We start from the raw sequence: 12,962 nt of genomic DNA on the forward strand, positions 1-12,962 counted from the left end.
AAAGCAGCACATTAAGTGCTGCTTTTTTATGAGTTCGTCAAAGTAAACATTATCGATTCTTTACCTTCAAATTCCACCCTCAGCCGCGAGTTTGGTTGTAAGCGGCTGAGAGAATCGATTGTCATCGTTGGCCGATTTCCACCACAAGCTAAGTTGCTCTTTGTCCATTGGCTTTCCGAACAAGTATCCTTGCATGAAATCACATCGATAAGCGGACAACCATTTGTGCATAACGTCGTGTTCAATGCCTTCGGCGGTCACGGTTTTGTTTTGGGCATGGCACAGCTCAATGATCGGTTTGATCACGTGTCCATTATTGGTATTCATCAACGTCAGTAGAAACTCTCGGTCAAACTTAATCTTTTGTACTGGGTATTGAACAAGTTGAGTGAGCGACGTGTAGCCAGAGCCGAAATCATCAATAGCAAGTCGATAACCCAGTTTCGAAAGCTCATCAAGCAATGCAGTACCTTGCTGTTCCGCGGCAAACGTCTCGGTAATTTCTAGTTCGATACATTCTGGTTTGATGCCATTTCTCGTTACGTGTTTATGAATAAATTGCGCCATTTCTAACGAGTTTAATTCGGCCGATGAAAGGTTGATGGACAGGACAATGTCTTTGCCAAAAATGCTTCTTAAATGATGGTATTCCTCGGTTGCATTGGCAAACACCCAACGGTCTATTCTGTCAAACAACCCAGCTTGCTCGGCGATTGGAATAAATTCGGTTGGTGGCACTGGCCCCAAGCCTTCTGCGTCCCAACGTAGAAGCACTTCCAAGCCTTCAATTTCGTTGTCTTTGTTATTCATGTAAGGCTGAAACACAAGCCTAAACTCATCTTCAACGTTGCTTTTACGCAGTGCACGTTCGATCTGACTGCGTCGCTGAGATTCCAAATTTAGCTCTGCTGAATAGTACGCGTACTGATTTTTTCCAGCACGTTTGGCTTGGTACATTGCTGCGTCTGCATTGGACAACAGTTTCGCGATGTCTTGCCCATCTTGCGGGTACTGAGCGATGCCAACACTGGCGGTCACCGGGAAGGCGTTCGCCCAAGTTTGGCTGAGGTTGCTAATTGGTTTTAATAGTTCTTTGGCAAGTAAATCTGGGATGCTGCCCACGTCATGGTTGGAACTAAGTAGGATGGCGAACTCATCACCAGATAAACGCGCGCCAAAACAAGGGCTGTCGTACTGCTGAGAGAACTTTTGACAGGCGTTTTTAATGTGAGTCGAGAAGACCTTTAGCAGGTTGTCGCCAAGTTCATGGCCATATTTATCGTTCACGTACTTGAAGTTATCCAGATCGACATAAATCACCCACAAATGAGAAGGTGGCGAGGCTAGTTCACGCGTGGCAAGTTGGTGGAATCGATGACGGTTAGCCAACTGAGTAAGGTGATCAGTTTCTGCGAGACGTTTGGTCTTTTTGTAAATGACGTTGAGCTCTTCGTACATATCAAAAAAGCGAGATGAAAGACGGCCAATTTCATCATTGGTTCCGAGCTTTTCGATGTTGTCTCGCTGATTCGATTCTAGCTCGCTGAGTTGTTTATCGAGGCGAGAGACTGGATGCAAAACGTAACGATAGAGCACTAAGACGATCAGCGTGATGGTACAAAATGCCGCGATACCAAAAGAAAGTGCAAGCTCTAGCCATACTTTGTCCACTTTGTTCCACATCAGATACTCCGCTGGAGAGAGCACCGCATAAAAGTGGGGCAGAAGTTCAATGGTTTGCGCAAGAGGGATGTCTAGATAAATGGGTTTATCGGCAAACGTAATCACACTATGAGTATCAAATTCGACGTCGTGTTTGATGTCGTTAAACACTTCTAAAGATACGGACACGACAACAAAAAACACGTTGCTAGGATCGAAGCTAACTGGCGGTGCGCCCGTTCGTTTATCAATGAGTTCGTATCGCAACAAGATGCTTTGGCCACTGGAGTTATAAATGAACCCTGTGTGGCTGTATTCACCACGAGCCGCGAAGCTGGTTGCTATGTACTCCAGCACCTTTGGGTCAACAACGCCGGACGATTCATAATATTGGTTTTCGGTGTAATAAAGCAGATTTTGCTTGCCGTCGAGGATCGCCATGCTCGCATCCCCTTTATAGCCATGACTCAGGACATCAGCGGTTTCATCCAAGCGGCTAAAAAGCACTCGCTCACGGTAGGGATTGTCGTGATTGATAAAATAGTCCTGCAGCACATCACTTTTACTCAGCGTGTACGCATAGCTGTTAAGAAAAATATTGGCTTGTCGAAATTGCCCCGCCAGTTTTTCCATCTGAAGTTGTATGTAGCTATCTTCGCGCTTGATGAGTGTTACTTTTTGAATGCTATAGATGATGTAACTCGATACCAGCGCACTCAAAATGATCACGGGTGCGACAAGCAAGATAACTCGATTGCTTAATTTCATTATGGTTCTTCGACTTCCGTTTGTGTCCCTACAAACGTTGCTTACCTAAACGGTACTGAACGGATGATATATTTTTTGCAAATTGTAACCAGATTGTAAGGTGGGTGTTCTCGAAAATCAGACAACCATTTTAGAAATGTGATGATGTGGCAGATTTCCTTCCCGTTAACTAGAGGCTTTCTCAGTAATTGGACGTATTTCTGCTTTCGCGGGCACAAACCGTAGAGTTTTTGTGGGCTTTAAAAATGCTCATCGAAACGTTTCGATGGGTAAAGTGTGACTTGGTCGGCCTTTTCTTTCTCTTAGTTGGAAAAATCACGGATCATTCTCACACCTTACCGATCGGTGACTGGTGAAATCTCGCAAGCGTCTTATTATTGCATCGAAACGTTTCGATGAGTTTTCTGTTAATAATGAAAATTTCCTAAAACAGGCACTCATTGTTGTATGAACGTGTAACCGAAAGGTCGATGAGATGAAAAAAAGTACCCTTATTAACTCAGATATTTCTTATTTAGTGGCAACGCTAGGCCACACCGATGAAATCACGATTTGTGACGCGGGGCTGCCGATTCCTGATCATGTACAGCGCATCGATTTGGCGCTAACGCATGGCGTACCAAGTTTTCTTGATACCGTTCGCGTGATTTTGTCTGAGTCACAGATTGAAGGGGTCATCATTGCAGAAGAATTTTCCGATGTCAGTCCTGTTCTTCATGAAGCACTGCTTAAAGAGTTGAGCAAAGAGAGTGAGGAAACGGGCAAATCGATTGAAATCAAATACGTTTCGCACGAGGCCTTTAAAGCACGCACCGAGCAAAGTCGCGCAGTGGTTCGAACCGGTGAATGCACACCGTACGCGAACGTGATTTTCCAAGCGGGCGTGGTTTTTTAAGCCTGAGAATTGAGGACAGATTATGACTCAAGCCATTCTACAACTGAGCGAAATCGAAAAAGCGTTCCCAGGTGTAAAGGCGCTAGATAAAGCGAGCCTGAATGTATACCCAGGTCGTGTAATGGCGCTCATGGGCGAAAATGGGGCTGGCAAGTCAACATTGATGAAAGTGCTGACCGGTATTTACCATATGGATGCAGGTAGCATTCAGTATCAAGGTCAACCTGCTGCGTTTAAAGGTCCGCGAGATTCTCAAGAAGCGGGTATCAGCATTATTCACCAAGAGTTGAACTTAATCCCTGAACTGACAATCGCTGAGAACATTTTTCTCGGTCGTGAATTTACCGGTTCTATGGGGCGCATTCAGTGGAGCAAAATGTACGCGGAAGCGGACAGACTTCTACAACGTTTGAACGTGAAACACAGCTCGAAAACCTTGCTTGGTGATCTAAGTTTAGGTGAGCAACAAATGGTAGAAATTGCCAAAGCGCTCTCGTTTGAATCGAAAGTCATCATCATGGATGAACCTACCGATGCGCTTACTGATACAGAAACCGAATCTCTGTTCAAAGTGATTAATGAGCTTCGTGAGCAAGGCTGCGGCATTGTATATATCTCACACCGCCTGAAAGAAATCTTTGAAATCTGTGACGACATTACCGTGCTTCGTGACGGTAAATTTATCGGTGAATGCCGAGTAGCAGACACGGATGAAGACGGCTTAATCGAAATGATGGTTGGCCGTAAATTAGAAGAGCAATACCCGCGTATTGATGTAAAGCACGGCGAGACATGCCTTGAAGTGGTTGGCTTGACGGGCTCTGGCGTTCACGATGTGAGCTTCACGCTTAAACGCGGTGAGATTTTGGGTATCTCTGGTTTGATGGGCGCAGGCCGTACCGAGTTAATGAAAGTGATTTACGGCGCGCTACCAAGCGAGCATGGCGTTATCAATCTCGATAACAAAACCATTAATCCGGTTAGTCCGCAAGATGGCTTGGCAAATGGCATCGCTTACATCTCGGAAGACCGCAAAGGGGATGGTCTGGTGCTGGGCTTATCCGTGAAAGAGAACATGTCTCTGTGTGCATTGGATAAGCTAACCAAAGGCGTACAAATCCAGCACGGCGAAGAAGTCATCGCAGTGGAAGATTTCATCAAGTTATTCAACATTAAAACACCAACTCGCGACCAAATCATTGGCAACCTTTCTGGTGGTAACCAACAGAAAGTGGCGATTGCGAAAGGGTTAATGACCAAACCTAAAGTTCTGATTTTGGATGAACCAACGCGTGGTGTTGACGTTGGTGCTAAGAAAGAAATCTACCAACTCATCAACAAATTTAAAGCCGACGGCATGAGCATCATCTTGGTTTCTTCTGAGATGCCAGAAGTGCTAGGCATGAGCGATCGCATTCTTGTGATGCATGAAGGTCGCATAACTGGCGAATTTGATGCGAAAGACGCCGACCAAGAAAAATTACTCGCCTGTGCCGTAGGCAAAAAGATCAATGAGGAAGCAGCATGAGTACCAATACCATGAGCAAACCGACCGAAACAAGCAGCAAAAAGCTGTTTACTAAAGAGTGGTTGATTGAACAAAAATCACTGATTGCACTGTTATTTTTGATTGTTGTGGTGTCTTTTTTAAACCCGAATTTTTTTACGGTAGACAACATTCTTAACATCCTTCGTCAAACCTCTGTCAACGCGATCATCGCCGTAGGTATGACTCTGGTTATCTTAACTGCTGGTATCGACTTGAGTGTCGGTTCTGTCCTTGCGCTTTGTGGTGCATTTGCCGCGAGCCTAATCGCGATGGAAGTGCCAGTTTTAATTGCGGTTCCAACGGCTCTATTAGCTGGTGCAGCACTGGGCGCAATCAGTGGCATCATCATCGCTAAAGGCAAGGTACAAGCCTTCATCGCGACGCTGGTCACCATGACATTACTGCGCGGTGTGACCATGGTTTACACCGACGGTCGACCAATTTCTACTGGCTTCACAGACACGGCAGACGCATTCGCATGGTTTGGTACAGGCTACGCGTTAGGTATTCCAGTGCCAGTTTGGTTGATGGTTGTTGTATTCGCAGCGGCTTGGTACCTACTTAATCACACTCGCTTTGGTCGCTATGTTTACGCACTAGGCGGCAATGAGTCTGCGACTCGCTTGTCTGGTATTAACGTAGACCGAGTGAAGATTGGTGTGTACGCCATCTGCGGTATGTTAGCTGCACTTGCGGGCATCATCGTGACATCTCGTCTGTCTTCTGCTCAGCCAACGGCGGGTATGGGATACGAACTGGATGCGATTGCAGCTGTGGTACTTGGCGGTACGAGCTTGATGGGCGGTAAAGGCCGTATCATGGGGACATTGATTGGTGCGCTGATCATCGGCTTCTTGAACAATGCGCTTAACCTACTGGACGTTTCTTCTTACTACCAAATGATTGCAAAAGCAGTGGTTATCTTGCTGGCGGTATTGGTAGACAACAAAAACAAGTAATTCATAACAATCTACATATCAATATGTGAATACAAATCGAGCCAGTAGGCGTGTGCTGGCTCACCCTACACAAAGGACTAGAACGATGAAAAAACTTGCAACTCTTATCTCTGCTGCGCTTCTTTCTTCCACTGTATCAGTAGCGGCGCAAGCCCAAGATACGATGGCGATTGTGGTTTCGACGCTAAACAACCCGTTCTTCGTAACGATGAAAGATGGTGCGGAAGCTAAAGCGAAAGAACTGGGATACGATTTGATTGTACTGGACTCGCAAAATGACCCGAGCAAAGAACTGTCAAACATCGAAGACCTAACCATTCGCGGTGTAAAAGCGATTTTGATCAACCCAACGGATTCTGACGCAGTGTCTAACGCGATTCGTATGGCAAACCGTTCTAACATCCCTGTGTTAACTCTAGACCGTGGTGCAAGCCGTGGTGAAGTAGTGAGCCACATCGCATCTGACAACGTTGTAGGCGGCGAGATGGCTGGCCACTACATCATGGAAAAAGTTGGCGATAAAGCAAAAGTGATTCAGCTGGAAGGTATTGCTGGTACGTCTGCGGCTCGTGAGCGTGGTGAAGGCTTTATGACCGCTGTTAAGGGTAGCGATATGGAGCTTCTGGCTAGCCAACCGGCTGACTTTGACCGCACGAAAGGTCTAAACGTAATGGAAAACCTACTGGCTGCTAACCCGGATGTTCAAGCGGTGTTTGCGCAGAATGATGAGATGGCTCTAGGTGCACTACGCGCGGTTCAAGCGTCGGGTAAAAACGTCATGATCGTTGGTTTTGACGGCACAGAAGACGGCATCGCAGCGGTTAACCGTGGCAAGCTAGCAGCAACCATCGCACAACAACCTGATCTTATTGGCGCGTTAGGTGTTGAAACGGCTGACAAAGTACTGAAAGGCGAGAAAGTGGATGAGTACATCCCAGTTCCTCTAAAAGTGGTAACAAAGTAAGCCTGACGTGCGATAAAGCGTTCTAATTCCTTTGCTCTCTCCTCTGTTTATATCTGTCGTTTAAGGGGAGAGGGCAAGGTTTACCTAAGCAGCCATGCATCTTGAGGTTGCTTGGGTATAGATGCCTTTGACTTTTTACAGCGACTCAAACGAGAAGTTAAAGTCATCTAAGTATTTTCCAAAAACAGTTTTTCAAAAAAGGGTTCATTCAGAACCGAGGATAACCGTATGAATAAGTTAGTGGTGTTAGGTAGTGTAAACGCTGACCATGTTCTTCAAGTGCCTTCTTTCCCTCGCCCTGGCGAGACGCTGCATGGTCGCAACTATCAAGTTATCCCAGGTGGCAAAGGTGCCAACCAAGCCGTCGCGGCGGCGCGATTAAATGCAGACATTGGTTTTATTGCTTGTGTAGGCGATGACTCTTTCGGCATCAACATTCGTGAAAACTTCAAAATGGACGGCATCGATATCACTGGTGTTAAGATGCAACCAAACTGCCCGACAGGCATCGCGATGATTCAAGTGTCGGACAGTGGTGAAAACAGCATTTGTATATCAGCAGAAGCAAACGCCAAACTCACATCAGAAGCGATTGAGCCAGATTTAGAACGTATTCGCCAAGCGGATTACTTGCTAATGCAATTGGAAACGCCGATGTGCGGCATTGAGAAAGCCGCGCGTGTGGCGAAAGATGCAAAAACCAACGTAATTTTAAACCCAGCCCCAGCTCGTGAGTTGTCAGATGAACTGCTTGCTTGTATTGACGTGATCACGCCAAATGAAACGGAAGCTGAAGTGCTGACAGGTGTTACTGTAACAGACAACGAAAGCGCGCAAGAAGCGGCGAATGTGTTACATGGTAAAGGTATTGAAATTGTCATGATCACTCTCGGTGCAAAAGGCGTTTGGTTGAGCCAAAATGGCCGAGGTGAAATCATCCCCGGTTTCCGTGTCGAAGCGACCGATACCACCGCGGCCGGAGATACGTTTAATGGGGCATTCGTCACTGGTCTCTTAGAAGATTTACCTTTAGAATCAGCGATTAAGTTTGCACATGCGGCGGCTGCAATTTCTGTGACCCGCTTTGGCGCGCAAACGTCGATCCCAACTCGCGAAGAGGTGGACGCGTTTCTCGCTGAACAATAAGGCGCACAACGCCTTTTAAAATAGGAGTAATAACATGGCTACGATGAAAGACATCGCAAAACTGGCAGGGGTTTCCACTTCAACAGTGAGCCATGTTATTAACAAGACGCGTTTCGTGAGTGAAGAAATCTCTGAACGTGTTAACAATGCAGCAAAAGAACTCAACTACTACGCGCCATCTGCTTTGGCGCGTAGCCTTAAAGTCAATCGTACCAAAACCATTGGTATGCTAGTGACAACCTCTACCAACCCATTCTTTGGCGAAGTCGTAAAAGGCGTGGAACGCAGTTGTTACCACAAAGGTTATAGCCTCATTCTATGTAACACCGAAGGTGACAACGAACGCATGCGCCAGTCCATTAATACGCTTTTACAAAAGCGTGTCGATGGCTTGATCTTGATGTGCTCGTCGTTAGAAGGGGAGCGTATCGATGTATTTGAGCGTTATCCAGATATCCCTGTCGTGGTGATGGACTGGGGGCCGATGCTGTTTACAAGCGATAAAATTCAAGATAACTCACTTCGTGGCGGTTACTTAGCGGCGAAATACCTGATTGATTGCGGCCACACTGAAATCGGATGTATCACCGGCCCTTTGATTAAACACCAAGCGCAAATGCGATACGAAGGTTACAAGCGAGCGATGAACGAAGCAGGCTTGGAATTTAATGCCAATTGGATCATTGAGTCGGACTTCGAATGTGAGGGTGGGTATCAAGCGTTCAAGAAAATGGCTGAACGAGGTACGTTACCCAGCTCGATTTTTGTCTCTAACGATATGATGGCGATGGGTGTGATTAACGCCGCAAATGAGCTCGGTATTAAAGTGCCAGATGATCTTTCCATTATTGGCTACGATGACATTCATATCGCGAAATTTATGTCGCCTTCCTTAACGACCATCCACCAACCCAAATATCGACTCGGCCAAGCAGCCGTCGAAACTCTTGTCCGAAGACTGGACGACAAATCTAACGAAGCTCAAGTCGTTCAACTGGAACCAACATTGGTTGTACGCAATAGTGTGAAATTGCTAAATTGTTGAACTCATTGTGCAAACGGATATCACATAACCACAAATTACGTGTGATATTGAGCTAGAAAATTAAAAAAGACATTTCTCTTGAAACGATAAAAGCTTATTATCATCGTTGCTTATAAATAAAAATGTTAATTGTTGTCTAGCGGATTAGTTAAATGTTATCAAAAGGTTATGCGAAGTTCTCGGTCAAACATCCTTGGTTTCACCGAGCGAATGTTCTCGCAGTAGTGATCACTTTTCTCGTGAGCTGTTACCAGCTATTAGTGAATGAAGCTTTTGAATACGTGATTGGCTTTGTTGTTACGCTATTGGCATCGGTGCTATTTGCGTCAGCTTCCGCTTTCAAAAAGCGCTACTTAGGACTCGAGTCCTAGTTCATTTAGAATGAATGGTTGATATAAATAGGCGCTTTCAAGTAAGTAATGATCTGATTTATGATCGAGTGCATCAAGAGGAGGACAAATGTCCTCCTTTTTGTTTGTTGCTGCACCCTAATATGGGCGTATTCCAAACAAAATAATAAAGGACATCACCATGGACCTATTCGCCTTACTCGATATCAACAATACCCTCGTTACCATTCCGATTGGAGACGGCTACGCAATGAGCTGGATCGAAGCATTCGGAACCGTCTTTGGTCTGCTTTGCATTTGGTTTGCGAGCCAAGAGAAGAGCATCAACTACGTATTCGGCTTACTGAATGTCACGCTTTTTGCTGTTATATTTTTCCAAATTCAGTTGTACGGATTGCTACTTCTTCAACTGTTTTTCTTCTGCGCCAACATTTACGGTTGGTACGCATGGACTCGACCAAATGCACAAGGTGAAACGTTGGAAGTTCGTTGGCTTAGCAAGCAAAAGCTGATGGCGACTGCGGTTGTTTGTGTGGTCTCGATTGCATTGTTGACCATCTACATTGACCCATTCTTCTTCGCGCTAGCAAACATTGCTGTTGATAGCCTAAACATTTTCGGTGCAGGCCTGTCTGAGCCAGTACTTGAGCCTGATGCGTTCCCGTTCTGGGATGCAACTATGACGGTACTTTCTGTTGTTGCACAAATTCTGATGACACGTAAATACGTCGAAAACTGGATTCTATGGGTTGTGATTAACATCATCAGTGTGGGTATCTACGCGACGCAAGGTGTTTACGCAATGTCTGTTCAGTACGCGATTCTTATGTTCATTGCTGCCAATGGTACGCGTGAGTGGGCTCGTAGTGCCAAGCGCAATGGCGATAAAACCTTAGCTCAAGCAGCAGCGTAAGGAACAAGCAAATGGCTAAACAACCTCATATCGGTGTTGATGAAACACAAGTCGCTCCTCTTGTTATTGTATGTGGCGAGCCAGATCGAGCGAATCGTATCGCGGCATTATTTGATGATGCAGAAATGGTGTCGGAAAACCGTGAGTACCGCGTGTTTACCGGCAACTACAAAGGTCAGGCTGTTTCTGTATGCAGCACAGGCATCGGCGCGCCATCGATGATCATTGCGGTAGAAGAGCTCAAACAGTGCGGCGTAACTCATGTGGTACGTGTTGGATCTGCAGGTGCAATGCAATCGGGGGTTCAGCTTGGAGAATTGATTGTTGCTGAAGGTGCAGTAAGAGACGAAGGTGGTTCCAAATCGTACGTCGATTCGGCTTATCCGGCGTACGCAAGCTTTACTCTACTGAAAGAAGTCGAGCGTTATTTGTCAACGCAAACGACGCCATATCATTTCGGCGTAGTACGTTCTCACGACAGTTTCTACACCGATGACGAAGAGGCCATTTGTCAGTACTGGAACAAGAAAGGTATTCTAGGTGCAGACATGGAAACTTCGGCGCTGTTTACGGTCGGTCGATTACGAGGCCTTAATGTGGCTTCGATTTTAAACAATGTCGTACTCTACCAACAAGATGTGAAGGAAGGGGTAGGTCAGTACGTAGATGAGGCTAAAGTGATGATGGAAGGTGAAAAGCTTGCATCTTTCACGGCTTTAGAAGCGTTGATTGCCCAAGCATAGCGTCATCTCTTTCTAAGATTAATATCAAAAGCGGCACATGGTTGTCGCTTTTTTTATTTGGTTTCATCGTCTTAATGGAAGGGGTACAATCCATCTGAGATTGTTATCAATAGTAATTGTCTGGATGAACAAGCAAACTGGCTTAGTCTTTGAGTTGCTCATTTGTCCGGATTAGCATCCTTCCTAGCATAGAGAAAAACGCATGAAAATCAGCCCTTATCCGACTGGTCGCTTCAAAAACTATCTAGAACAGAAAAGTGCCGCGTTTCGTGATCTCATCTATCAGTGCCAAGTAAACACTCGTTATTTTGATGCAGGCGAAGCCATTTTGCGCCAAGGCGAGCAACTTCAGTACCTGTATATCGTGCCTGTTGGACGTGTTTCTATGAGCATTTTGGCCGCCAATGGGCGACGTTTCCAACTAGGGGAGGCGAACTGCGATTACCACATTTATGGCGAAATGGAGTACTTTACTCAAACCCCTTGCCAGTGGAATGTGGTGGCTGATGAGCACATGCAAGTCGATGTCATTTGCATTCAAAAACTGACCGAAGCACTACAGCAGCACCCTGAGATGATGGTGTTTTTTGCCTCTGCACTGGCAGAAGACTATCAGGACTCAATGGATATCTATACTAACCGCTTGCTGCATCCCATCACTTACAACATTGCTTATGATCTTCTCGTCCGTAATCAGACGGATACGCTGCTTGGTGGCTTTGACAAAGTGAACCAAGAGGCGGAACGATTTGGTACGTCAGGCCGTGTTTATCGACGTGCAGTCAAAGATCTTATCGATAAAGGTCTTATTGCAAAAACCGACAATGGCTTAGTGATCCTTGATGAAATGGCGTTAAAAGCGTTCATTGATTCGCACGAATAATTCAATTCGGGATTGCAATGATTGCCATTCATAAGTGCTTGAAATGGTTTAATCTAAAATCACTGTAATGAATGTAAAGTCGTATAAATCTTGTTGAATGCTTTTGAGAGTAACGCTATATTGCGAACGCGCATGATAATAGATCTCATTAAGGCTCAACAAAATGAAAAAACTCGTCAGTGCGGCTGTTTTCTCGCTGCTAACCATTTCTCCATCTTTTGCTGCTAACGTTGTTATTGACCATTACATGGGAAAAACCGAGCTAGAACAATCACCTAAGCGCGTGGTTGTGATTGGTTTTGGTCCTTTAGATACTTTGGATAACTTCGGGATTGACCCTGTAGCTGTGTCAAACGCATCTCATCTTCCGAGCTATCTTTCTAAGTACAGCAAAGAGAATTACACATCAGCAGGCAGTTTGTTTGAGCCTGACTTCGAAGCTATTTATATGCAAAAACCAGATCTGATCTTGGTTGGCCCGCGTGGCTCCGCGAAATATGAAGAGCTAAGTGAAATTGCCCCAACGGTTGTGTTTGCAGCTAAAGAAGGCGAAGGCTACTGGGAAGGCACGCAGGCTCAATGGCGTAACATTGGCAAAATCTTCAACATTGAAGACAAAGTCGAGCAAAAGATTGAAACATTGGATGCTCAATTTAAAGCGATTCGCGACTACAACCAAACGAACAATAACGATGCACTAACGATTTTGAGCATCGGTGACAACATCAGTGCCTTTGGTGCGAAGTCCCGCTTCGGTGCGATTTACAATGACTTTGGTTTCATTGAAACGGTAAAAAACATCAAGACTGGTACACACGGTGACGTGATTTCTTACGAGTTTATCCGCGAAGCTGATCCGAAAAACATTTTGGTTATCGACCGTAACTCGCTGCATGCGAAGCCAAGCCAAGACCTTCGTAAATCGATGGACAATGATTTGGTGAAAGCGACGACGGCATACAAGAACCAAAAAATTACGTTCTTGGATGTTGATGCTTGGTACTTGGCTATGTCAGGCGTGACTGCGACAGAAAAAATGGTCAACGAGATCAAAAACACCGTCGATCTTTAAGCCCGGCTAGCAG

The 12,962-nt window shown here is 45.5% G+C and carries 12 protein-coding genes; 11 read left to right on the forward strand and 1 reads right to left on the reverse strand.

Annotated features, from left to right (window positions below; translation table 11 throughout):
- Positions 1-66: 66 nt before the first annotated feature.
- Positions 67-2,430, reverse strand: a complete 2,364-nt coding sequence (locus tag ACF8OV_RS20055; protein WP_025623013.1) for an EAL domain-containing protein — start codon at positions 2,428-2,430, stop codon at positions 67-69.
- Positions 2,431-2,905: 475 nt separating this feature from the next.
- Between ACF8OV_RS20055 and rbsD the strand changes: the two genes are divergently transcribed.
- From rbsD to ACF8OV_RS20110, 11 genes are all read left to right on the forward strand, one after another.
- On the forward strand, positions 2,906-3,325 hold the full coding sequence (gene rbsD, locus ACF8OV_RS20060; RefSeq protein ID WP_015313345.1) for a D-ribose pyranase: 420 nt from the start codon (positions 2,906-2,908) through the stop codon (positions 3,323-3,325).
- Positions 3,326-3,347: 22 nt separating this feature from the next.
- Positions 3,348-4,853, forward strand: coding sequence for a ribose ABC transporter ATP-binding protein RbsA (rbsA, locus tag ACF8OV_RS20065; protein WP_005463701.1), 1,506 nt, complete (start codon positions 3,348-3,350; stop codon positions 4,851-4,853).
- Positions 4,850-5,833 carry a ribose ABC transporter permease gene (rbsC, locus tag ACF8OV_RS20070; RefSeq protein WP_005463702.1) on the forward strand — a complete coding sequence of 328 codons (984 nt, stop codon included), beginning with the start codon at positions 4,850-4,852 and terminating at the stop codon, positions 5,831-5,833. Before rbsA ends, rbsC begins: the two co-directional genes overlap by 4 nt.
- A gap of 85 nt (positions 5,834-5,918) precedes the next feature.
- Positions 5,919-6,797, forward strand: a complete 879-nt coding sequence (gene rbsB / locus ACF8OV_RS20075) for a ribose ABC transporter substrate-binding protein RbsB (RefSeq protein WP_203503236.1) — start codon at positions 5,919-5,921, stop codon at positions 6,795-6,797.
- 228 nt (positions 6,798-7,025) lie between these two features.
- On the forward strand, positions 7,026-7,943 hold the full coding sequence (gene rbsK / locus ACF8OV_RS20080) for a ribokinase (RefSeq protein WP_017447445.1): 918 nt from the start codon (positions 7,026-7,028) through the stop codon (positions 7,941-7,943).
- Between the two features lie 34 nt (positions 7,944-7,977).
- Positions 7,978-8,988: a substrate-binding domain-containing protein gene (locus ACF8OV_RS20085; RefSeq protein WP_021485288.1), complete on the forward strand. Its 1,011-nt coding sequence runs from the start codon at positions 7,978-7,980 to the stop codon at positions 8,986-8,988.
- A 152-nt stretch (positions 8,989-9,140) separates the two neighbouring features.
- Positions 9,141-9,359: a hypothetical protein gene (locus tag ACF8OV_RS20090; protein WP_021485268.1), complete on the forward strand. Its 219-nt coding sequence runs from the start codon at positions 9,141-9,143 to the stop codon at positions 9,357-9,359.
- A 160-nt stretch (positions 9,360-9,519) separates the two neighbouring features.
- Positions 9,520-10,251, forward strand: coding sequence for a nicotinamide riboside transporter PnuC (gene pnuC, locus ACF8OV_RS20095; RefSeq protein ID WP_203503234.1), 732 nt, complete (start codon positions 9,520-9,522; stop codon positions 10,249-10,251).
- An 11-nt stretch (positions 10,252-10,262) separates the two neighbouring features.
- Positions 10,263-10,994 carry a nucleoside phosphorylase gene (locus tag ACF8OV_RS20100; RefSeq protein ID WP_203503231.1) on the forward strand — a complete coding sequence of 244 codons (732 nt, stop codon included), beginning with the start codon at positions 10,263-10,265 and terminating at the stop codon, positions 10,992-10,994.
- 202 nt (positions 10,995-11,196) lie between these two features.
- Positions 11,197-11,877, forward strand: a complete 681-nt coding sequence (locus ACF8OV_RS20105; protein ID WP_005489362.1) for a Crp/Fnr family transcriptional regulator — start codon at positions 11,197-11,199, stop codon at positions 11,875-11,877.
- A 163-nt stretch (positions 11,878-12,040) separates the two neighbouring features.
- Positions 12,041-12,949 (forward strand): siderophore ABC transporter substrate-binding protein, encoded by a 909-nt coding sequence (locus ACF8OV_RS20110; protein WP_021485291.1) that lies wholly within the window; start codon positions 12,041-12,043, stop codon positions 12,947-12,949.
- Positions 12,950-12,962: the final 13 nt, after the last annotated feature.

The sequence above is a fragment of the Vibrio sp. GLN_1 genome (assembly GCF_043106015.1).
GTDB lineage: Bacteria > Pseudomonadota > Gammaproteobacteria > Enterobacterales > Vibrionaceae > Vibrio > Vibrio parahaemolyticus.